The sequence below is a fragment of the Micromonospora sp. DT48 genome, from assembly GCF_049844495.1.
Lineage (GTDB): Bacteria > Actinomycetota > Actinomycetes > Mycobacteriales > Micromonosporaceae > Micromonospora.
In genome coordinates, this window is the sequence record NZ_JBNCLE010000007.1 from 186,678 (window position 1) to 206,626 (window position 19,949).

A 19,949-nucleotide genomic window follows, 5' to 3' on the forward strand; every position below is an offset into this window, starting at 1 on the left:
CGATCGCTTCCGTCGGCATTTGTCGTCTCTGCGGAGCCGTTTCCCCGCTGCCATGCGTGGCGCGATAATGCGCAGCACGTGACCCTGGGGAGGTGGCGATTATCCGTGCCTACTCATGAGCGCCGCGATCGTCTCCGCCAGGTGATCAAGCGAGCGCTGATGCCCAAGAACGCGGAGGTGCCCACCGCGCCGCCAGCGCCGACGCGACCTGGGGGCATCGACGTAGAGACCGCCCGCAAGATGTTGCTGATCGACTTCGAGCAGGCGTTCATCCTGCACAACGACTACAAGGACGCCGAAAGGGATCTCTACAAGCTCAGTCTCCGCATACTGGCTTTTCCGGTGCTGGTCGCCGGCGCCCTGGTATCCGCAAAACTGATCTCTTCGGTGGGGCAGGTCGGCACGGTGCTGCGGCTACCGATCATCTATGCGGCGGTGGTGATCGCCGGGGTGTTGAACACGATCGTCCTGCGGGCCTATGTCGTCACCGATCGCGTGCAGACCGAAGCTAAACACCAGGTCAACCGGTTGCGAAGCCTCTACCTGCATGCCCTCGCCGCAGAGTTTCCCGAAGGCTGGAAACCGGTGTGGGGGTCGGCCAACCCATACCTGGAGAGTCGGCGCAAGCTGAAGGCCGCAGCGCTCACTTCAGTGGTGATCGGATCGCTCAACGCCGCGTACGTTGCCGTAGGCACCGACCGTCTCATCAAGTATGGAACAGGGATCTCCTGGACGCCTCTGCTGTCAGCGGCGTTCGCTCTGATCTACTTCCTCCTGCAGATGGAGTTCACCTGGGAGGTCCTCCAGAAGGCGCAACGGAAACGGTCAGTGGGAGCGGGCGGATGAGGCGTTTCTCCACGGGTACTGACCCTGTCGGCTACGACTTCCGGACGATGGTCGAACTTCTCGCGCTATACGGTCGCCCGATCGCGCTGGCCATCAGCCAACTACGCACTATGGACTTCCTGTTTCCTCGGATGTCCCGGCTGTATCAGGATGCCGTTGATCCCGGGTTGCTGTTTCGGCAGACGATGCCGGCGGCGGCGGTTGGTGCCCGGATCGGTGTCGACCCAGAAGCGTTGGCCGAGTACGTGAAGATTTACGCACTGGGTCAGACCCTCATCCTCAACAACATGGATCGCCACCTCGACCTTTCGGCTTCCTACAGCATCCGCGACCCGGCCTTGCTGCTTGCCGACGTCAACTCGACCATGTGCCTCTCGGTTACCAGCCTGCTGACGATGGTCCGCGAGGCGTCGCTCACGCCAGCAGGCGTTCGGGCGCTACCGGTGATGGCCGAGGTGACGGCGGAAATCGTGCAGTCCATGTACGACAACTACGCCGTCCGCTTTGACCCGGCACCGCTCGAAGACGGAGAGAGTCTCGTCAACTGGTATCGAATGGATGCCAGGTCTCGACACCTCGGCTCTGGCTTCTACTCGTCTGGCCTACTCGGACTGCTTGCCTACGTCGGGGAGCCCGTGCCGGACGGCTTGGCCGACCGGCTTTGCGATATGCGCCGGTTGAGGCAGCGGGTGGACGAGTTGGCGGATTTGTTCGAGGACACTGTTACCGGACTGGTGAGCTACCCGGTCGCCAAGGGGCTCGCAGAGCCGACGCTCAACGCGGACCTGCGCCATTCGATCAGCAGGCTGTGGATCCGGGCACAGCAGGTCATCGGCAGCCACGGCAGGCATGCGGGTGTGCTCCACCGCGCGCTGACCGGCGATACCGAGCTGAACGAGACGCACAGCGCCATCTTGGAGATGCTGGTATCGGGTGGCATCATGCGGGAGTGCTATCGAGAGGCGGATCTCCTCTGGCGTGAGATCGCGCTCGGCCTCGATGCCCTGGACCCCCGGTTCGGTGAGCCGCTGTTGGCGATCATTGATCTCAAGCGCGCGCTGCTCGACCGCCTGGCGATGAATGGCTGGCAGGACAACCCACCTCCGCACACGTTCCAGGAGATGATCGAAGCAGCGGGATTGGAAGCGACGACATGACGGGTGCCGAGAGCCGGCTCGAAAACTCCGCCAAGGCTGTCATCCTCGACGGCGACAAGGTGCTTCTACTGAAGTATGTGGACCGCAAGATGGGGCTCGGGGTCTGGTACTCGCTTCCCGGCGGTCGGCAGCAGTACGGTGAGACCCTGACCGAGACCCTGATCCGTGAGTGCCAGGAGGAAATCGGCGCGGACGTGACGCCAGGACGCCTGCTCTTCGTTCGCGAGTACATCCACGCGCACCACGAACTGGCCGGGAAGGGGCGCGATCAGCACAAGGTCGAGTTCTACTTCCTCGCGGAACTCACATCGGAGTTGTCCGCCGACTACCTGGCCGCAGACGATGTCTCCGACGAAGGCCAGCAGGGGATGCGCTGGTGCAATCTAGCCGACCTGCGGCAACTCAACATCTTCCCCACCGGTCTCCGTAATCTGGAGGACGTGGTGAAAACCAGCACTGACACCTACTGGGGTGACACGTACTGACGGAAGGTCCCCGAGCCGCCGGAGACGCAGGTGCGACGGCCCCACAGCGGCCTGCGGAGCGGACTACCGCCGGTCGACGGGGCGGGTCAGTCGAAGACGACCACCGTGCGGGCTCCTTCGCCTCGGGCCATCCGGGTCAGGGCCTCCGGTGCCCCGTCGAGGGTGATCCGGTCGGTGACCAGGAAGTCGAGGTCGAGGGTGCCGTCGAGCACCGCGCGGGCCATTTCGGGCACGTCGCGGTCAGGGTCGGAGGAGCCGTACACCGAGGATCGCAGCGTCCGGGCGGAGTGGAAGATCTCCAGGGCGCTGAGGCCGACCATGTCGTCCTTGGCCCCCATACCGACCACGATGACCTGTCCGCCCCGGCGGGTGGCCCGCCAGGCGGTGCGGATGGTGGCGGCCCGACCGACGCATTCCACCGCGTGGTCGACGCCGCGACCGGCGGTCAGTTTCCGTACCGCGCGGCTGAGGGTGTCGTCGGCGAGCAGGAAGTCGGTGGCACCGGCGGCGTGGGCGAGTTCGGCCTTGGCGGGTGCGACGTCGACGGCGATGACGGTGGCGGCACCGGCCGCGCGGGCGGCGGCGACCGCCGAGAGGCCGACGCCGCCGAGACCGATGACGGCGACGGTGTCGCCGGGCCGGACCTCGGCGGTACGGCGGATCGCGCCGACGCCGGTGAGCACCGCGCAGCCGAGCAGCGCGGCGGTGGGGAAGGGCAACTGCGCCGGTACCGCCACCACGGCGTGCTGCGGCACCACCACCTGTTCGGCCAGCGCCCCGAGGCCGAGGGTGACGTGCAGGGGCTCGCCGTCGATGGTGTGCCCGACGGAGGCTGCCGGGTTTCCGGAGCGTTCGCAGAGCCAGGGCTCGCCGCGTTCGCAGTACCAGCAGGCGCGGCACGGGGGTGCCCAGTTGAGCACCACGTGGTCGCCGACCGCGACCCGGTCGACGCCGTCGCCGACCTCCACGACCACGCCGGCGGCCTCGTGGCCGAGCAGCAGTGGGTACGGCGCGGCGATGGTGCCGTCGACCATGGACAGGTCGGAGTGGCAGACCCCGGCCGCCCGGACCGCCACCCGTACCTGGCCGGCGCCGGTGGTGGGCGGTTCGACCTGCTCGATCGTGGGCGGTGTGCCGGCCACCCGGGCCACCAGGCCCCTCATCGCTGGATCGCCTTCACTTCGCAGAACTCCTCCAGGCCATGCACACCCAGTTCACGGCCGAGGCCGGACTGCTTGTAGCCGCCGAACGGGGCGAGCGGGTTGAACGGAGCGCCGTTGATGTCGACGGCACCGGTACGCAGCCGGCGCGCCACCCGCAGCGCCCGCTCGTCGTCGCCCGACCAGACCGCGCCGGCCAACCCGTAGCGGGAGTTGTTGGCGACCCGTACCGCATGGTCGTCGTCGTTGACGGGGATGACCGCCAGGACCGGACCGAAGACCTCCTCCTGGGCGAGCGCGCTGTCCGGGTCGACGTCGGCGATGACGGTCGGTGCGACGAACCAGCCTCGCTGCGGGACGGGGGCGTCGGGTCCACCGGCGATGAGTCGGCCGCCGTCGGCCAGACCCCGGGCGATGTGGTCGCGTACCCGGTCTCGCTGCTGTGCGGAGACGAGCGGGCCGAGGCGGGTGGCCGAGTCGAACGGGTCACCGACCCGGTAGCCGTCGGTCGCCTTGGCGACCAGGTCGAGGGCCTCGTCGTAGCGGTCCCGGTGCACCAGCATCCGGGTCCACGCGGTGCAGGTCTGTCCCGAGTTGAGGAAGGCGTTGCCGACGCCCACCTTCACCGCGCTGGCCAGGTCGGCGTCGTCGAGGATCACGTTCGCCGACTTGCCGCCCAGTTCCAGCGCCACCCGGGCGATCCGGTCGGCGGCCAGGTGCGTGATCCGGCGGCCGGTGGCGGTGGAGCCGGTGAAGGAGACCAGGTGCACGTCGGGGTGCCCGGCGAGCGCCTCGCCGACCACCGGCCCGGTGCCGGTGACCAGGTTGACCACTCCGGGAGGCAGGCCGGCTTCGTGGATGGCGTCGAAGAGCAGGTACGCGGTCAGCGGGGTCAGTTCGCTCGGCTTCAGCACCAGCGTGCAGCCGGCGGCGAGGGCGGGCGCGAGTTTGGCGACGATCTGGTGCAGCGGATAGTTCCACGGGGTGATCGCGCCGACCACGCCGACGGGTTCGCGTACCACCAGGGAGTTGCCGATGGTCTGTGGCGCGGGCGGGTGGGCGGCCAGGTCGACGAAGCTGCGCAGCACGGTCAGGGGTAGTCCGGCCTGGACGCGGGTGGCGACCTTCAGGGGCGTGCCGAGTTCACTGGCGACCGTGTAGGCGATGTCCTTGGCACGGTCGGTCAGGGCGGCGTGCAGCCGGTCGAGGTGGGCGGCCCGCTCGGCGGGGTCGGTCGCCGCCCAGCCTTCGAAGGCGGCCCGGGCGGCGGCGACGGCCGCGTCGACGTCGTCGGCGGTGCCGGCCGGGACGGTGCCGATGACCTCCTCGGTCGTCGGGTTGTGCACCTCCAGCGGCGGCCTTCCCGTGGCGTCCACCCAGCGTCCGTCGAGGTAGAAGTCGGTCCGTACGGGTTCCATGGGCTCCTCACCTCGACTCGGAGCGGGCGGCGACAGGACTGGTGGGGCTGACGCCGATCGCTCCTAAAACTAGCGGTGCAAGTTGGGACTCTAGTACGCCGACTCCGTCGGCGGGAGGGGTGGCAGCGGCCCGACGACGCGTTCGTACGTGTGGGACAGCCCGTCGATCAGCGCCTCCAGCCCCAGCGCGAAGGCGCCTTCGTCGACGCGTTGTTGATGCTCGGCGAGGCGGTGCGCCTGACTCAGGTGCGGGTACTGGTCCGCGTACAGTCCCGGGTCCTCCACGAAACCCCGGGCGAAGGACCCGAGCGCCGAGCCGGTCACGAAGTAGCGCATGAGCGCGCCGATGTGGGTCGCCCGCGCGGGCGGCCAGCCCGCCGCGACCAGTCCGCCGTAGACGGCGTCGGCCATGGCCAGTGCCGCCGGACGTCGACCGGGGCCCCGGGCCAGGTGCGGCACGATGTTCGGGTGGGCGGCGAGGGCGGCCCGGTAGGAGTGACCCCAGCGACGCAACGCCTCGCGCCAGTCGACCTCGCCGAAGTACGACACGTCGACCTGGCCGGTGATGCTGTCCGCGACCGCGTCGAGGATCTCGTCCTTGGTGGCGAAGTGGTTGTACAGCGACGGCCCGCGTACGCCCAGGGCGGCGGCGAGCCGACGGGTGGAGAACGCGTCCAGTCCCTCGGAGTCGATCAACGCGGCGGCGGCCTCGACGATCCGCTCCCGGCTGAGCAGGGCTTGTCGCGGCCGGGGCATGGGCATCCTCCTTGGGGCGGGTGGTTCGCGGGGAACTTTGCCATACCGGGGTCTGGACAGCTTAAAACTTTCACCGCTAGTTTATCGCCATGGACCTTCAGCTCTCCGCCGAGCAGGTCGCGGTCCGGGCACTCGCCGCGGATTTCGTCAACCGTGAGGTGCTACCGCACGCGGCGGCCTGGGATCGGCGCGAGGCGGTCGACCCGGGCATCGTCGGCAAGCTCGGCGACGTCGGCTTCCTCGGCCTCACCATCGACGAGAAGTACGGCGGATCCGGTGGCGACCAGCTCGCGTACTGCCTGGTGCTGGAGGAACTCGGTCGGGGCGACTCGGCCGTCCGCGGCATCGTGTCGGTCTCGCTGGGCCTGGTCGCCACGTCGATCGCCAAACACGGCACCCCGGAGCAGCGCGAGCGGTGGCTGCCGTCGCTGTGCTCCGGTGCCGCCCTCGGCTGCTTCGCGCTCACCGAGCCCGACAGCGGCTCGGACGCGGCGGCGCTGACCACCCGGGCGGTACGCGACGGCGACGACTGGCTGATCACCGGCCGCAAGATGTTCATCACCAACGGCACCACCGCCGACGTCGCGCTGCTCTTCGCCCGTACCGGCGGCCCGGGACACCGGGGCATCACCGCGTTCCTGGTGCCGACCGACAGTCCCGGCCTCACCCGGTCGGAGATCCGGGGCAAGCTGGGCCTGCGCGGGCAGGCCACCGCCGAACTCGCCCTGGACGGCGTCCGGGTGCCCGACACCGCCCGCCTCGGCGAGTGCGGTGGCGGCTTCCGGCTGGCGCTGTCCACCCTCGCCAAGGGCCGCATGTCGGTCGCCGCCGGCTGTGTCGGCATCGCCCAGGGCTGCCTGGACGCCGCCGTCGCCTACGCCGGCACCCGTACCCAGTTCGGCAAACCCATCGCCGGCCACCAACTCGTACAGCAACTGCTCGCCGGCATCGCGGTCGACACCGCCGCGGCGCGGCTGCTGGTCTGGCGGGTCGCCGACCTGATCGACCGGGGCGAGCCGTTCGCGACCGAGGCGTCGATGGCCAAGCTGTTCGCCAGCGAGGCCGCCGTCCGCGCGGCCAACGACGCCATCCAGGTCTACGGCGGGTACGGCTACATCGACGAGTACCCGGTCGGCAAGTACCTACGCGACGCCCGCGTCGCCACCCTCTACGAGGGCACCAGTCAGATCCAGCAGCTACTCATCGGGCGGGCGCTCACCGGCGTCAACGCCTTCTAGAACCGGGGAGAGGAACCGAGCACATGGACTTCGGGCTGTCCGACGAGGAACGGGCCATCCGCGACACCGCCCGCGACTTCATCACCCGGGAGGTCATGCCACTGGAGCAGGAGCTACTGCGCCGTGAACGGGCCCACCAGCCCGGTCTGGAACGCTCCGAGCTGCGCGAGTTGCAGCTCAAGGCCCGCGCGTTCGGCTTCTGGGGGCTGGCCACACCGACGGAGTACGGCGGTATGGACCTGCCCGCCGTCGTCCAGTCACTGATCTGGACCGAGATCGGCCGCAGCTTCGTGCCGTTCCGCTTCGGCGGCGAGGCGGACAACATCCTCTTCCACGCCACCGAGGAGCAGCGGCAGGAGTTCCTGCTGCCCACCATCGAGGGGGAGCGGTTCTCCTGCTTCGCCATCACCGAGCCCGGCGCGGGCTCCGACGCCGCCAACATCCGGTTCCGTGCCCGACGCGACGGCGACGACTGGATCCTCAACGGCGAGAAGACCTTCATCACCGGCGGCAACGAGGCCGACTTCGCCATCGTCATCGCGGTCACCGATCCCGAGCGGGGAGCCCGCAACGGCGGAGCGACCGCCTTCCTGGTGGACCGGGAGATGGGCTGGCGGTCGGAGTTCATCCCCACCATGGGCGAGGGTGGGCCCGCCTCGCTGTTCTTCGACGACGTACGCGTGCCGAACCGCAACATCCTCGGCGAGGTGGGCCAGGGCTTCTCGCTGGCCATGCAGTGGATCGGCAAGGGGCGCTACACGATCCCCTCGCACGCCGTCGGTATCGCCGAACGCGCGCTGCGGATGGCCATCGACCACGCCAACACCCGGGAGACGTTCGGGGCCAAGATCGGCACCAACCAGGCCATCCAGTGGATGATCGCCGACTCGGAGACCGAGCTGGAGGCGGCCCGCTGGCTCATCCTGCGTGCCGCCTGGACGGTCGACGCCGGTCTGGACCCGAGGCACGCCTCCTCGATGGCGAAGCTCTACGGCGCCGGCATGGTCAACCGGGTGGTCGACCGGGTCATGCAGATCCACGGCGGCATGGGTTACACCCGCGAACTGCCGATCGAACGCTGGTACCGGCAGGTGCGGCTGTACCGGATCTTCGAGGGCACCGACGAGATGCAGCGACTGATCATTTCCCGCGACCTGCTGCGCGGTTACACGAAACTCGGAGGACACCTGGGATGAGGAGTTTCGCCAGCCTCGACGAGTTGGCCGGCGCGGTCGGCGAGCGTCTCGGCCCAGGCGCGTGGTTTCCCATCGACCAGCGCCGGGTCGACCTGTTCGCCGACGCCACCGACGACCACCAGTGGATCCACCTCGACCAGGAGCGGGCGGCGGCCGGGCCGTACGGCGGCACCATCGCCCACGGCTACCTGACGCTCGCCCTGCTGCCCGCGCTGGTCGGCCGCCTGTACCGGGTCGACGGGGTGCGGATGGGGGTCAACTACGGCCTCAACCGGGTCCGCTTCCCCGCACCGGTACGCGTCGGCACCTCGGTGCGGGTCGTCGCCACGATCGACCAGGTGAGCCCGTTCGAGGGCGGCGCGCAACTGGTCACCACGGTGACCGTGGACGGTGACGGCGGTGGCAAACCGGTCTGCGTGGCCGAGACGGTGAGCCGCCTGTACGTGGACGCCCCGCGATGACCGCGCTCTCCCCGGCGACCGTACTGGCCGGATCCGCCCATCGGCACGCCGACACCGTCGCCGTCGTCGACGGGCGGGCCCGCGTCACGTACGCCGAACTGTGGTTGGAGGCCCGCTGCTACGGCACCGGCCTGCGGGCCGCCGGGGTGCGCGACGGCGACAGGGTGGCCCTGCTCGCGCCGAACGTGGTCGACTTTCCCCGGGTCTACTTCGGTGCCCTCGCCGCCGGTGCCGTCGCCGTGCCGGTCGGTGTGCCGGTCGCGCCGCAGGCCGTCCACCTGGCCCGCGACGCCCGACTGCTGGTCTGCCACACCTCGCAGCTGGCCGCCGGGCGGCGGCTCAGCGCCCGGGCCGGTGTCCCACTGCTCACGGTCGGCCCGATGCGGGGCCCGTCGGAGGTGCCCCGGTTGGAGGACCTCGGTGACGTCCCCGGCGAGCCAGCCGCGTTCGCGGGCACCGTCGCGGAACCGGCCCACCGGCCCGACCTGGCCCCGGACAGCAGCGACGTGGTGCTCGGCTGTCTGCCGCTGAGTGGCCGGTTCGGCCAGGCCGTCGCGTTGACCGGCACCTTCCGGGCGGGGGCGACGCTGGTGCTGCTGAGCCGCTTCACCGGCCCGGCGGCGCTGGACCTCATGCTCCGGGAGGAGGTCACCGTCTTCCACGGCACCTCGGCGATGTACGCGGCGCTGCTCGACGCGGCGCGCGGGCGCGACGTGCTGCCCCGGCTGCGTCGCTGCATCAGCAGGGCACCGTTGCCGCCGTCTCTGGGGCAGCGCTTCACGACCGTCTTCGACACCACCGTCGACGTGGCCGGCCAGGAGCAGAGCCGCACCGTACCCACGCCCACCGGCGGCGCTTCGCGCGCCTCCCGCCAGCCCCGCTCCCGGGGCCGCTGGTGTCATGATGGGCAACGCCGGGTGCACCCGGTCCCGGTGGTGAGGGAACGGAGTCGTCTGGTGGCGGATGTGCGGCTGCGGCCGATGACGGCCGACGACGCCGACCGGGTGCTGGAGATCTACCAGGCGGGGCTGGACAGCGGGAACGCCAGCTTCGAGACCGTCGCGCCGTCGTGGGCCGACTTCGACGCCGGTCGGCTGGCGGCGCACCGTCTGGTGGCGGTGGACGCAGCCGGGACGGTCGTCGGTTGGATCGCCGTGTCGCCGACCTCCACCCGCACGGTCTACGCCGGGGTGGTGGAGCATTCCGTCTACGTCGACCCGGCCGCCCAGGGCCGGGGGGTGGCCCGGCTGCTGCTCGACGCGCTGATCGAGTCGACCGAGGCGGCAGGCATCTGGACCATCCAGTCCGGGGTGTTCCCGGAGAACACCGCCAGCCTCGCTCTGCATCGGCGGGCCGGTTTCCGGGTGATCGGCACCCGCGAGCGGGTGGGCCGGCACCACGGCCGCTGGCGCGACGTCGTCCTGCTCGAACGCCGGAGCCCAAAGCTGCTCTGAGCCCTGAAGGTCGCACATTCTTGGACAGTTGCCGTTAGCGCGTAACGACAACTGTCCATGATCTGGTGGTGTGGCCGGTGGTCGCCGCCCACAGTCGACGGATGGTTCCCGATGACGCGGCCGGGGCGCTGGAGTGGCTGGCCTTCGAACAGGCCGGCGTGCTCACCAGCGCGCAGGCCCGCACCGTGCTGACCGACGGCACCGTACGCGGGCTGGTCCGCTCCGGGCGGTGGCGCTCGATCAGTCGCGGTCTGCTGCTGGCGGGCAACGGGCGACTGACCCGCGATCAGCAGTTGTGGGTGGCGGTCCTCGTCGCCGGTGCGGGTGCCGTCCTCGCGGGTGCCACGGCAGCCGCCGAGGCCGGAGTACGCGGCCTGCGGCCCGAGCCCCTGCACGTGCTCGTGCCGGCGGCCCGGCGGCCCGGTCGGACGACGCTGCGCAGGTTGCCGATCGACATGGCCGCTGTCGTGCTGCACCGCACGTCGGTCCTGCCCGCCGCACATCTCCAGGTCGGCCCCCCGCCCCGGACCACCACCGCGCGAGCGCTGGTCGACGCCGCCGGGTGGGCGTCCTCGCCACGGGTGGCGCAGGAGATGCTCGCCGCCGGGTGCCAGCAGCGGCGGGTGTCGCCGCAGGAGTTGGCGGCGGTGCTGGAGGTGCTGCCTCGCGCGCCCCGACGGCGGTTGATCCGGCAGACCGTCGACGACATCGCCGGCGGGGCGCAGGCGCTGAGTGAGATCGACTTCGTCCGGCTCTGTCGCCGGGCCGGTCTGCCCCGGCCCGACCTGCAACAACGACGCACCGACGCGGCGGGCCGGACGCGCTGGCTGGACGCGTACTGGCGGGAGTGGGGAGTGCACGCGGAGATCGACGGCGCACACCACATGGACGTACGCCAGTGGGCGGCGGACATGCGGCGACAGAACGACGTGTGGACGGCCGGCGACCGGATCCTGCGGTTTCCCGCCTGGCTGGTGCGGGCGCACCCCGAGCAGGTGGCCGACACCGTCCGACGCGCACTCCTGGCCGCCGGTTGGCGACCGAACCCCGGAGACACCGAGACCTTGGACAATTCCGGTTAGCGCCGAACGGGAATCGTCCAAGGTCTGCGGAACGGGACGGTCACACCTCGGGTAGGCCGACGTAGTTCTCGGCGAGGCTCGTCGCGTACGCCCGGGAGGTGGTGACGTAGCGCAGGGTCGACGACTGGAGCTTCGCCTCGTACGGGTCGTCGGCGTTGAGCCGGTGCAGCATCGAGGTCATCCACCAGGAGAACTGCTGCGCCCGCCACACCCGCCGCAGCGCCGTACGCGAGTAGTCGTCCAGCAGGTGCGTGCTGCCGTCGGCGTACCAGGCGGCGAAGGCGGCACCGAGCAGCTTGACGTCCGCCAGCGCCAGGTTCATCCCCTTGGCGCCGGTCGGCGGCACGATGTGCACCGCGTCGCCGGCCAGGTAGAGCCGTTGCCACTGCATCGGCTCGACCACCAGGCTGCGCAGCGGAGTGATCGACTTCTCCAGCACCGGACCCTCGTTGAGCGTCCAGTTCGGCACCGTCTCCAACCGGGTACGCAGCTCGGCCCAGATCCGCTCGTCCGGCCAGTCGGCGATGTCCTCGTCGGCCGGGACCTGGAGGTAGAGCCGGGAGATCTGGGGCGAGCGCATGCTGTAGAGGGCGAAGCCGCGCTCGTGGTGGGCGTAGATCAGCTCCTCCACCGCGGGCGGGGCGGCGGCGAGGACGCCCAGCCAGGCGAACGGGTAGGTGCGCTCGTAGGTGGTCAGCACCCCGTCGGGCACGGTCGGGCGGCTCACCCCGTGGTAGCCGTCGCAGCCGACCACGAAGTCACAGTGCAGTTCCTCGCGGCGACCCTGCCGACTGAAGTGGATCACCGGAGCGGAGTCCAGCCCGGACAGGCGCTCGGCCGGTGCCTCGAACAGGATCGTCCCGCCCGCCGCCAGCCGTGCGGCGATCATGTCCTTGACCACTTCCTGCTGGCCGTACACGGTGATCGCCCGGCCGGTCAGCTCGGTCATCGGCACCCGGTGCGACTCGCCGTCGAAGCGCAGCTCGATGCCCTCGTGCCGCATGCCCTCCCGGTCCAGACGCGCCCCCAGCCCGGTCTCCCGCAGCAGGTCGACCGAGCCCTGTTCGAGCACGCCCGCGCGCAGCCGGTGCTCCACGTACTCCCGGCTGCGGCTCTCGACGACCACCGAGTCGATCCCGTGCCGGTGCAGCAGGTGCGACAGCATGAGACCGGCCGGTCCCGCTCCGACGATGCCGACCTGGGTACGCATCCGTGCCTCCTCGTCGCCGATGGTGGGTGGGGGCGACATTGTCGCCCGGTCGCCAGCCTGCCCGTTGCGGCCCCGGGCCGCCGCTGCCGGTTTCCACCCAGTGGAAGCCCGGCTCGGGAGGGTCAGGCGGTGTCGGCGACCGGCGGGGTATCGGCCAGCCGGGCGGCGATCCGGTCGGCCGCGGTCAGCAGCGCCGGCACCAGCTGGCGCGGCGTGGTGCCGAGGCTGTGCCCGACCACGCCGATCGCGGCCAGCACGGCCCCGGTGGCGTCGCGCACCGGGACGGCGACCGAGCAGGAGCCGAGGGTCATCTCCTCGTGGGTCCGCGCCCAGCCGCGTTCGCGTACCGTGGCCAGCTCGCGGGCCAGGCGGCCAGGCTCGGTGATCGTGTACGCGGTGCAGCGGCGCAACGGCCGGCGCAGGTGCGCGGCGAGCACCTCCGGCGGGGCGTACGCGAGCAGCGCCTTGCCGACGCCGGTGGCGTGCAGCGGCAGTCGTCCACCGGCCCGGGAGATGGTCGGCACGGACCGGTGCCCGGTGACCTTCTCCACGTACAGCGCCTCGTCGCCGTCGCGGACGGCGAGGTGCACGTTCTCGCGCACGGCGGTGTACAGCTCCTGAAGGTAGGGCAGTGCCACCTCACGCAGCCGGGTGTGCAGCGGCGAGAGCAGCCCGGCCTCCCACAGTCGTACGCCGATGGTGTACCTGCCGTCGGCGGCGCGGGCCAACGCCCGACCGGCCACCAGCTCGGCGACCAGCCGGTGCGTGGTGGCCAGCGGTAGTCCGCTGCGCCGGGCGATGTCGCTGAGGGTCAACGCGGGGTGGGTGGCGTCGAACGCGCCCAGCACGGCCAGCACCCGCGAGGTCACCGAGGCCCCGGGAGTTCCCGTCCTGCCCGCCATGTCCGCGCTGCTCAGCGGGGGTCGTCGACGTGCCGGGCGCGGCGCGGACCGGGGTCGGGCATGGGTGCTCCTCCTCACGTCGCGGACGGGACGGCCGGCGCGGTGCTCGCGTACGACGGTGCGCGGCGGCCGGGGACCGAGCGTGCGCGACGCGTGTTCGGTAGACGAACAGGCGTTCTCATCTAGGACATTTGCACGGGGACTCGGCTCGCGTCAACGGCTCGCGGCGACATTTCCCGCGATCCGTCGAAGGGGGGCGTCCGCCCGACCTCTACGCGTTGACGAACGCCGCTGTGGCGGATTACGTTCGAGATAAGTACGTGAGTCCGCATAGCGAACACATCTCGGCGGGTGCTCGACACAGGAGGCAGGGAGGCACATGGCGAAGCTCGTCTCGCTGGCCGAAGGGGTCGCGGAGCTGGTCCGGGACGGCGACACGGTGGCGCTGGAGGGGTTCACCCACCTGATCCCGTTCGCTGCCGGACACGAGATCATCCGGCAGGGGCGGCGCGACCTGACCCTGGTGCGGATGACGCCCGACGTCATCTACGACCAGCTCATCGGTGCCGGCTGCGCCCGCCGCCTGGTCTTCTCCTGGGGTGGCAACCCCGGCGTGGGATCGCTGCACCGCTTCCGCGACGCGGTGCAGAACGCCTGGCCGGCCCCGCTGGAGTTGGAGGAGCACAGCCACGCCGGGATGGCCAACCGCTACGTGGCCGGGGCCTCCGGCCTGCCGTTCGCCGTGTTGCGCGGCTACACCGGCACCGACCTGCCCCGGCACACCACCAACATCCGCAGCATCGACTGCCCGTTCACCGGGGAGACCCTGACCGCGGTACCCGCGCTGAACCCCGACGTGACCGTGGTGCACGCCCAGCGCGCCGACCGCGCGGGCAACGTGCAGATGTGGGGCATCACCGGCGTGCAGAAGGAGGCGGTGCTGGCCGCCCGCCGGTCACTGGTCACCGTCGAGGAGATCGTCGACGAGTTGACCCCGGTGGCCGGTCAGGTCGTGCTGCCCGGCTGGGCGGTCAGCGCGGTGGCGCACGTACCCGGCGGGGCCCATCCCTCGTACGCGCACGGCTACTCGGTGCGCGACAACGCCTTCTACGTGGCCTGGGACAAGATCAGCCGGGACCGTGACACGTTCCAGGACTGGATCGCCACGCACGTGCGGACCCCGGAGCGCGATGGAGGGCGGGCATGAGCGAGCAGTACACGGCGGACGAGATGATGACGGTGGCCGCCGCCCGACAACTACTCGACGGCACCGCCTGCTTCGTCGGGATCGGCCTGCCCAGCACCGCGGCCAACCTGGCCCGGGCCACCCACGCCCCCAACCTGGTGCTGATCTACGAGTCCGGTTGTCTCGGGGCCAAGCCGGACCGGCTGCCGCTGTCCATCGGTGACGGTGTCCTCGCCGATACCGCCGACGCCGTGGTCCCGGTACCCGAGGTGTTCAACTACTGGCTGCAACCCGGGCGCATCGACGTCGGCTTCCTCGGAGCCGCGCAGCTGGACCGCTACGGCAACATCAACACCACGGTCATCGGTGGCGACTACACCGGTCCGAAGGTGCGGCTGCCCGGTGCCGGTGGCGCTCCCGAGATCGCCGCCTCCTGCGGTGAGGTGGTGGTGATCGTCCGGCAGAGCCGACGTACCTTCACCGAACGCGTCGACTTCGTGACCTCGGTCGGCTACGGCTCCGGCCCCGACGACCGGGCCCGGCTCGGACTGCGCGGCGGCGGACCTCGCACCGTCATCACCGACCTCGGCGTCCTCGAGGCCGACCCGGTCAGCCGTGAACTCACCCTGACCCGGCTGCATCCGGGCGTCACGGTGGAACAGGTGCACGACGCCACCGGCTGGCCGCTGGCGGTGGCCGACGACCTGAGCACCGGTGAACCGCCCACCGCCGAGGAACTCACCGTGCTGCGCGCCCTCGAAGCGACCATGCGGACGCCCGCGTGAACGGGCGGCGGATACTCGGAGCGACTGAAGGGGAGGAGCGGCCGTGACCCAGGACGCCGACCGGAGACTGATCCTGCCGAGCTACCGGCGCGACGACGTCGACGCCCACCCACCACTGCTCAGCCCCGGCTACCGGTCCACCGTGGCGCGGGCACCGCGGCAGCCGTTGACGTACCTGCCACAGCGGCTCACCGAGATCACCGGCCCGCTGCTCGGCGAGGGCCGCATCGGCGAGTTGGACCACGACCTGACCCGCCAGCACGACGGCGAGCCCCTCGGGCAACGGATCATCGTGCACGGCCGGGTCCTCGACGGCGACGGCCGGGCCGTGCCGCACACCCTCGTCGAGATCTGGCAGGCCAACGCCGCCGGGCGGTACCGGCACGCCGCCGACACCTGGCCGGCGCCGCTGGACCCGAACTTCACCGGCGTCGGGCGTGCGCTGACCGACGCCGACGGCCGCTACCACTTCGTCACCGTGCAGCCCGGGGCGTACCCGTGGCGCAACCACGACAACGCCTGGCGACCGGCGCACATCCACTTCTCCCTCTTCGGTCGGGCGTTCACCCAACGGCTGGTGACCCAGATGTACTTCCCGGGCGACCCGCTGTTCTTCCAGGACCCGATCTTCAATTCGGTCCGCGACGAGCGGGCCAGGCAGCGGATGGTGGCCCGCTACGACCACACCACCACCCGCCCGGAGTGGGCGCTGGCCTACGAGTTCGACATCGTGTTGCGGGGCCGGGAGGCCACCGTGTTCGAGGACGAGGACGACGATGAGTGAGTCGCTGGGCGTCACGCCCGCCCAGACCGTCGGGCCGTACCTGCACATCGGCCTGACCTGGGCCGACGGGGCGTACGTGGTGCCGGAGGGCACGCCTGGGGCGTTCTGGCTGCGCGGACGGATCGTCGACGGCACCGGTGCCGCCGTGGCCGACGCGATGGTGGAGAGCTGGCAGGCCGACCCGGACGGCCGCTTCGACCATCCCGACGATCCGCGCGGGGCGCGGCGGTCGACGATTCCCGGGTTCCGGGGCTTCGGGCGGGCGGCGACCGACAGCGAGGGCCGGTACGCGTTGCACACCGTCAAGCCGGGGCCGCTGCCCACCTTCGACGGCGACACCGAGGCGCCGCACCTGACCCTGTCGGTGTTCGGCCGAGGGCTGCTGCACCGCCTGGTCACCCGGGTCTACTTTCCCGACGAGGTCGCCAACGCCACCGACCCGGTGCTGAGTACGGTCGACCCACGGCGTCGTGACACGCTGCTGGCCAGCCCGGACACGGACGGGTTCCGCTTCGACATCCGCCTTCAGGGAGAGCATGAGACCGTCTTCTTCGCCGTCTGAGGCACTGCTGCGCGGGCTCTCCGGCACACCTGACGTCGACGCGGAGCTCGGCGACCACGCCCTGCTGCGGGCGCTGCTGGACGCGGAGGCCGCGCTGGCCCGCGCCGGTGCCGAGGCCGGGCCGGTGCCCGCCCCGGCGGCCGACGAGATCGTCGGGCAGTGCCGCGTCGAGCGGTACGATCCGGCCGCCCTCGGCGCTGCCGCGGAGGCCGCCGGCAACCCCGTGGTCCCGCTGGTGCGGGAGCTGACCGCGGCGGTCGCCGAACCGGCCCGACCGTGGGTGCACTACGGCGCCACCAGCCAGGACATCCTCGACACCGCCCTGTCGCTGGTGGTGGTCCGTGCCGCCGGGCCACTGGGACGACACGTCGCCGACGCGGCCGACGCCGCCGCCCGACTGGCCCGGACCCACCGCGACACCCTGATGGTCGCCCGCACCCTCGGCCAGCAGGCCGCACCGACCACCTTCGGGCTCAAGGCGGCCGGCTGGCTGGTCGGCCTGGTCGACGCGCAGGCCCGGCTGACCCGCGCGGTCGGTGCCATGCCGGCACAGCTCGGCGGGGCGGTGGGCACCCTCGCCGCGTACGCCTCGGCCGGACCGGCGGTGGTCGAACGCTACGCCGCGCACCTGGGCCTGGCGGCGAGTCCGCTGCCCTGGCACACCCGCCGCCAGCCGCTGCTGGACCTGGCCTCGGCGCTCGGCGGGTTGCTCGCCGCCACCGGGAAGGTCGCGCTCGACGTGGGCCTGCTCGCGCAGACCGAGGTCGGTGAGGTGGCCGAGGGCGGCGACGGGCGCGGTGGCTCCTCGGCGATGCCGCACAAACGCAACCCGGTGGACTCGGTGCTGGTCACCGCCGCCGCCCGGCGCGGTCCCGGGCTCGTCGGCACGTTGTACACCGCCGCCGGTCAGGAACACGAGCGGGCCACCGGCGGCTGGCACGCCGAGTGGGAACCCCTGCTCGACCTGGTGCGCCTCGCCGGTGGGGCCGCGGCCCGTACCGCGCGGATGCTCACCGACCTCGACGTACGTCCGCAGCGGATGCGGGCCAACCTGGACGCCACCGGCGGCCTGCTGCTCGCCGAGGCGGTCGCCGCGCGACTCGCTCCGGCCCTGGGTCGGGTCGCCGCCCACGACCTGGTGCGCCGCGCCGCCGCCGAGCCCGACTTCCGGGCGGCGCTGCTGGCCGACGGGGAACTGCGCGCCCACCTGTCGGCGGCGGACGTCGACGCCGCACTCGACCCGGCCGGTTGGCTCGGCAGCGCCGGGCACCTCGTCGACCGCGCCCTCGACCTGCACCGGGAGTCGTCGTGACCAGCGGATTGCACGCCACCGTGGACGGCCCGCCGGACGCCCCGGTGCTGCTGCTCGGCAGTTCCCTCGGCACCACCGGCGCGATGTGGCAACCACAGGTGGCGGCGCTGGCCGAGCGGTACCGCCTGGTCCGCTACGACCACCTCGGCCACGGCGGTTCGGCGGTGCCGCTCGGGGCGTACACCATCGACCTGCTCGGCCGGAAGGTGCTGCGGCTGCTGGACGACCTGGGCATCGCCCGCGTCCACTACGCCGGGCTCTCCCTCGGCGGCATGGTCGGCATGTGGCTGGCCGCGCACGCTCCCGAGCGGATCGACCGCCTCGCCCTGCTGTGCACCTCCGCCTCGCTCGGACCGGCCGACGGCTGGCGGGCGCGGGCCGCGACCGTGCGGGCCGGACGGCTGCACACCATCGCCGACGCGATCGTGCAGCGCTGGTTCACCGCCGACTTCGCCGCCGCCCATCCGGACGTGGTCGCCGCCCACCGGGACCTGCTGCTCAGCACCCCCGCCGCCGGGTACGCCGGTTGCTGTGAGGCGATCGCCGCGATGGACCTGCGCGCGGACCTGGCCGCCGTACGCGTCCCGACACTGGTGATCGCCGCCGCCGACGATCCGGCGACCCCGCCGGAGCAGGCGGTCGCCATCGCCGAGCGGATCCCGTCGGCCCGCCTGGTCGTGATCGACGACGCGGCGCACCTGGCCAACGTCGAGCAGCCCGAGACCGTCACCCGGCTACTCGTCGACCATCTCGATCCGACAGGCGCGGTGAGCACATGACCGACCAGCAGCGCTACGAGGCCGGCATGGCGGTACGCCGGCAGGTGCTCGGTGACGCGCACGTCGACCGGGCGGTCGCCGGCACCGACGAGTTCACCGCCGACTTCCAGGATCTGATCACCCGCTACGCGTGGGGGGAGATCTGGACCCGGGAGGGGTTGGACCGCCGTACCCGCAGCTGCATCACCCTCGCCGTGTTGGCCACCCTGCACCACGACGAGGAGCTGGCCATGCACGTACGCGCCGCCCTGCGCAACGGCCTGACCCCCGACGAGATCGGCGAGGTGCTGCTCCAGGTGGCCGTCTACGCTGGTGTGCCGGCGGCGAACCGGGCGTTCAAGGTGGCCCAGCAGACTCTGCGGCAGGAGGCCCAGTGACCGACGAGGCAACGGCCCGCTCGGGGGAGTTCGTCCAGTCGTTGGAGCGGGGGCTCGCGGTGATCCGGGCCTTCGACGCCGAGCACCCGCGCCTCACCCTCAGCGACGTGGCCCGTAGCACCGGCCTGACCCGGGCCGCCGCCCGCCGTTTCCTGCTCACCCTGGTCGAACTCGGCTACGTACGCACCGACGGGCGGCTGTTCTCCCTGCGTCCGCGCATCCTCGACCTCGGCTACGCCTACCTGTCCAGCCTGGGGCTGCCCGAGGTGGCCCGACCACACATGGAGGCGCTGGTCGCGCAGGTGCACGAGTCCTGCTCCGTGTCGGTCCTCGACGGCGACGAGGTCGTCTACGTCGCCCGGGTGCCCACCAAGCGGATCATGACGGTGGGGATCAGCGTCGGCACCCGGTTCCCCGCGTACGCCACGTCGATGGGCCGGGTGCTGCTCGCCGCGCAGCCGGCCGAGTGGCTGGACCGCTATCTCGCCACCGCGCGGCTGCGGCCGTTGACCCGGCGCACCGTGACCGACCCGGCCAAACTCCGCGCCATCCTGACGAAGATCGCCACCCAGGGGTACGCCCTCGTCGACCAGGAGTTGGAGGAGGGACTGCGGTCGCTGGCCGCGCCGATCCACGGCGACAACGGCGCGGTGGTGGCGGCGGTCAACGTCTCCGCCCACGCCAGCCGTGGCTCCTTCGAGATGGTCCGCAGGGAGTTGCTGCCGCCGTTGCTGGTCACCGCCAAGCGCATCGAGGAGGACCTGGGCGCGACGCCCGGTCGCTGAACACTACGCACGTC

Annotated in this window: 21 protein-coding genes and 1 pseudogene; 17 read left to right on the top strand and 5 right to left on the bottom strand. The window is 71.5% G+C overall.

Going from position 1 to position 19,949, the window contains the following annotated elements; genetic code table 11:
* Positions 1 to 141 precede the first annotated feature (141 nt).
* The 3 genes from ACLQ2S_RS08875 to ACLQ2S_RS08885 are packed head-to-tail and all read left to right on the top strand — an operon-like array spanning position 142 to position 2,488.
* Positions 142 to 846 (top strand): hypothetical protein, encoded by a 705-nt coding sequence (locus ACLQ2S_RS08875; RefSeq protein ID WP_155216487.1) that lies wholly within the window; start codon positions 142 to 144, stop codon positions 844 to 846.
* The gene (locus ACLQ2S_RS08880) at positions 843 to 2,003 is read left to right on the top strand and encodes a hypothetical protein (RefSeq protein WP_155216485.1); all 1,161 of its coding nucleotides are present in this window, start codon (positions 843 to 845) and stop codon (positions 2,001 to 2,003) included. Before ACLQ2S_RS08875 ends, ACLQ2S_RS08880 begins: the two co-directional genes overlap by 4 nt.
* Positions 2,000 to 2,488, top strand: a complete 489-nt coding sequence (locus ACLQ2S_RS08885) for an NUDIX domain-containing protein (protein WP_155216483.1) — start codon at positions 2,000 to 2,002, stop codon at positions 2,486 to 2,488. Before ACLQ2S_RS08880 ends, ACLQ2S_RS08885 begins: the two co-directional genes overlap by 4 nt.
* Before the next feature lie 86 nt (positions 2,489 to 2,574).
* On the opposite strand, the gene ACLQ2S_RS08890 is transcribed toward ACLQ2S_RS08885, so the two are convergent.
* From ACLQ2S_RS08890 to ACLQ2S_RS08900, 3 genes are all read right to left on the bottom strand, one after another.
* The gene (locus tag ACLQ2S_RS08890) at positions 2,575 to 3,651 is read right to left on the bottom strand and encodes an alcohol dehydrogenase catalytic domain-containing protein (protein ID WP_155216481.1); all 1,077 of its coding nucleotides are present in this window, start codon (positions 3,649 to 3,651) and stop codon (positions 2,575 to 2,577) included.
* Complete coding sequence (locus ACLQ2S_RS08895) at positions 3,648 to 5,066, bottom strand: aldehyde dehydrogenase family protein (protein ID WP_425701484.1); 1,419 nt, start codon at positions 5,064 to 5,066, stop codon at positions 3,648 to 3,650. The genes ACLQ2S_RS08890 and ACLQ2S_RS08895 overlap by 4 nt, the downstream gene beginning before the upstream one ends.
* A gap of 90 nt (positions 5,067 to 5,156) precedes the next feature.
* A complete protein-coding gene (locus tag ACLQ2S_RS08900; RefSeq protein ID WP_155216477.1) occupies positions 5,157 to 5,822 on the bottom strand; it encodes a TetR/AcrR family transcriptional regulator in 666 nt (221 codons plus the stop codon).
* A gap of 89 nt (positions 5,823 to 5,911) precedes the next feature.
* On the opposite strand from ACLQ2S_RS08900, the gene ACLQ2S_RS08905 reads away from it, so the two are divergent.
* The 6 genes and pseudogenes from ACLQ2S_RS08905 to ACLQ2S_RS08930 all read left to right on the top strand — a co-directional run bounded on the left by ACLQ2S_RS08905 (position 5,912) and on the right by ACLQ2S_RS08930 (position 11,253).
* Entirely contained in the window at positions 5,912 to 7,060 is a 1,149-nt protein-coding gene (locus tag ACLQ2S_RS08905) for an acyl-CoA dehydrogenase family protein (RefSeq protein ID WP_425701485.1), read from the top strand.
* A 23-nt stretch (positions 7,061 to 7,083) separates the two neighbouring features.
* A complete protein-coding gene (locus ACLQ2S_RS08910) occupies positions 7,084 to 8,256 on the top strand; it encodes an acyl-CoA dehydrogenase family protein (RefSeq protein ID WP_155216473.1) in 1,173 nt (390 codons plus the stop codon).
* Positions 8,253 to 8,717, top strand: a complete 465-nt coding sequence (locus ACLQ2S_RS08915; RefSeq protein WP_155216471.1) for a MaoC family dehydratase — start codon at positions 8,253 to 8,255, stop codon at positions 8,715 to 8,717. The genes ACLQ2S_RS08910 and ACLQ2S_RS08915 overlap by 4 nt, the downstream gene beginning before the upstream one ends.
* Positions 8,714 to 9,502, top strand: a pseudogene (locus ACLQ2S_RS08920) (AMP-binding protein); the annotation flags it as partial. The gene ACLQ2S_RS08915 and the pseudogene ACLQ2S_RS08920, both read left to right, overlap by 4 nt.
* 171 nt (positions 9,503 to 9,673) lie before the next feature.
* On the top strand, positions 9,674 to 10,171 hold the full coding sequence (locus ACLQ2S_RS08925; protein ID WP_309223054.1) for a GNAT family N-acetyltransferase: 498 nt from the start codon (positions 9,674 to 9,676) through the stop codon (positions 10,169 to 10,171).
* A 101-nt stretch (positions 10,172 to 10,272) separates the two neighbouring features.
* On the top strand, positions 10,273 to 11,253 hold the full coding sequence (locus tag ACLQ2S_RS08930) for a hypothetical protein (protein WP_425701486.1): 981 nt from the start codon (positions 10,273 to 10,275) through the stop codon (positions 11,251 to 11,253).
* Positions 11,254 to 11,293: 40 nt separating this feature from the next.
* On the opposite strand, the gene ACLQ2S_RS08935 is transcribed toward ACLQ2S_RS08930, so the two are convergent.
* Together ACLQ2S_RS08935 and ACLQ2S_RS08940 are read right to left on the bottom strand one after the other, a co-directional pair.
* Positions 11,294 to 12,463, bottom strand: coding sequence for a 4-hydroxybenzoate 3-monooxygenase (locus ACLQ2S_RS08935; RefSeq protein ID WP_155216467.1), 1,170 nt, complete (start codon positions 12,461 to 12,463; stop codon positions 11,294 to 11,296).
* A 122-nt stretch (positions 12,464 to 12,585) separates the two neighbouring features.
* A complete protein-coding gene (locus tag ACLQ2S_RS08940) occupies positions 12,586 to 13,365 on the bottom strand; it encodes an IclR family transcriptional regulator (protein ID WP_155216465.1) in 780 nt (259 codons plus the stop codon).
* A 379-nt stretch (positions 13,366 to 13,744) separates the two neighbouring features.
* Here ACLQ2S_RS08940 and ACLQ2S_RS08945 point away from each other — a divergent pair, with 379 nt between their 5' ends.
* From ACLQ2S_RS08945 to ACLQ2S_RS08980, 8 genes are read left to right on the top strand one after another with little or no spacing between them, the layout of a single operon-like run.
* A complete protein-coding gene (locus ACLQ2S_RS08945) occupies positions 13,745 to 14,572 on the top strand; it encodes a CoA transferase subunit A (protein ID WP_155216463.1) in 828 nt (275 codons plus the stop codon).
* A complete protein-coding gene (locus ACLQ2S_RS08950; protein WP_425701487.1) occupies positions 14,569 to 15,336 on the top strand; it encodes a CoA-transferase subunit beta in 768 nt (255 codons plus the stop codon). Before ACLQ2S_RS08945 ends, ACLQ2S_RS08950 begins: the two co-directional genes overlap by 4 nt.
* Positions 15,337 to 15,379: 43 nt before the next feature.
* The gene (gene pcaH, locus ACLQ2S_RS08955) at positions 15,380 to 16,120 is read left to right on the top strand and encodes a protocatechuate 3,4-dioxygenase subunit beta (RefSeq protein ID WP_309222991.1); all 741 of its coding nucleotides are present in this window, start codon (positions 15,380 to 15,382) and stop codon (positions 16,118 to 16,120) included.
* Entirely contained in the window at positions 16,113 to 16,682 is a 570-nt protein-coding gene (gene pcaG, locus ACLQ2S_RS08960; protein WP_425701488.1) for a protocatechuate 3,4-dioxygenase subunit alpha, read from the top strand. Before pcaH ends, pcaG begins: the two co-directional genes overlap by 8 nt.
* Positions 16,657 to 17,994 carry a 3-carboxy-cis,cis-muconate cycloisomerase gene (gene pcaB, locus ACLQ2S_RS08965; RefSeq protein ID WP_425701489.1) on the top strand — a complete coding sequence of 446 codons (1,338 nt, stop codon included), beginning with the start codon at positions 16,657 to 16,659 and terminating at the stop codon, positions 17,992 to 17,994. Before pcaG ends, pcaB begins: the two co-directional genes overlap by 26 nt.
* Entirely contained in the window at positions 17,991 to 18,773 is a 783-nt protein-coding gene (pcaD, locus tag ACLQ2S_RS08970; RefSeq protein WP_425701490.1) for a 3-oxoadipate enol-lactonase, read from the top strand. Before pcaB ends, pcaD begins: the two co-directional genes overlap by 4 nt.
* Positions 18,770 to 19,150, top strand: a complete 381-nt coding sequence (pcaC, locus tag ACLQ2S_RS08975; protein ID WP_155216455.1) for a 4-carboxymuconolactone decarboxylase — start codon at positions 18,770 to 18,772, stop codon at positions 19,148 to 19,150. The genes pcaD and pcaC overlap by 4 nt, the downstream gene beginning before the upstream one ends.
* Positions 19,147 to 19,935, top strand: a complete 789-nt coding sequence (locus tag ACLQ2S_RS08980; protein WP_309222989.1) for an IclR family transcriptional regulator domain-containing protein — start codon at positions 19,147 to 19,149, stop codon at positions 19,933 to 19,935. Before pcaC ends, ACLQ2S_RS08980 begins: the two co-directional genes overlap by 4 nt.
* The last annotated feature ends 14 nt before the right edge of the window (positions 19,936 to 19,949 follow it).

Bases quoted from the DNA above. Each gene is read 5' to 3' on its own strand.
- ACLQ2S_RS08900 (WP_155216477.1), bottom strand. From the start codon at position 5,822: ATGCCCCGGCCGCGACAAGCCCTGCTCAGCCGGGAGCGGATCGTCGAG.
- ACLQ2S_RS08950 (WP_425701487.1), top strand. From the start codon at position 14,569: ATGAGCGAGCAGTACACGGCGGACGAGATGATGACGGTGGCCGCCGCC.
- ACLQ2S_RS08885 (WP_155216483.1), top strand. From the start codon at position 2,000: ATGACGGGTGCCGAGAGCCGGCTCGAAAACTCCGCCAAGGCTGTCATC.
- ACLQ2S_RS08880 (WP_155216485.1), top strand. From the start codon at position 843: ATGAGGCGTTTCTCCACGGGTACTGACCCTGTCGGCTACGACTTCCGG.
- ACLQ2S_RS08930 (WP_425701486.1), top strand. From the start codon at position 10,273: ATGGTTCCCGATGACGCGGCCGGGGCGCTGGAGTGGCTGGCCTTCGAA.
- ACLQ2S_RS08915 (WP_155216471.1), top strand. From the start codon at position 8,253: ATGAGGAGTTTCGCCAGCCTCGACGAGTTGGCCGGCGCGGTCGGCGAG.
- ACLQ2S_RS08890 (WP_155216481.1), bottom strand. From the start codon at position 3,651: ATGAGGGGCCTGGTGGCCCGGGTGGCCGGCACACCGCCCACGATCGAG.
- ACLQ2S_RS08945 (WP_155216463.1), top strand. From the start codon at position 13,745: ATGGCGAAGCTCGTCTCGCTGGCCGAAGGGGTCGCGGAGCTGGTCCGG.
- pcaC (WP_155216455.1), top strand. From the start codon at position 18,770: ATGACCGACCAGCAGCGCTACGAGGCCGGCATGGCGGTACGCCGGCAG.
- pcaG (WP_425701488.1), top strand. From the start codon at position 16,113: ATGAGTGAGTCGCTGGGCGTCACGCCCGCCCAGACCGTCGGGCCGTAC.
- pcaB (WP_425701489.1), top strand. From the start codon at position 16,657: ATGAGACCGTCTTCTTCGCCGTCTGAGGCACTGCTGCGCGGGCTCTCC.
- ACLQ2S_RS08905 (WP_425701485.1), top strand. From the start codon at position 5,912: ATGGACCTTCAGCTCTCCGCCGAGCAGGTCGCGGTCCGGGCACTCGCC.
- ACLQ2S_RS08895 (WP_425701484.1), bottom strand. From the start codon at position 5,066: ATGGAACCCGTACGGACCGACTTCTACCTCGACGGACGCTGGGTGGAC.
- ACLQ2S_RS08940 (WP_155216465.1), bottom strand. From the start codon at position 13,365: ATGGCGGGCAGGACGGGAACTCCCGGGGCCTCGGTGACCTCGCGGGTG.
- ACLQ2S_RS08935 (WP_155216467.1), bottom strand. From the start codon at position 12,463: ATGCGTACCCAGGTCGGCATCGTCGGAGCGGGACCGGCCGGTCTCATG.
- ACLQ2S_RS08910 (WP_155216473.1), top strand. From the start codon at position 7,084: ATGGACTTCGGGCTGTCCGACGAGGAACGGGCCATCCGCGACACCGCC.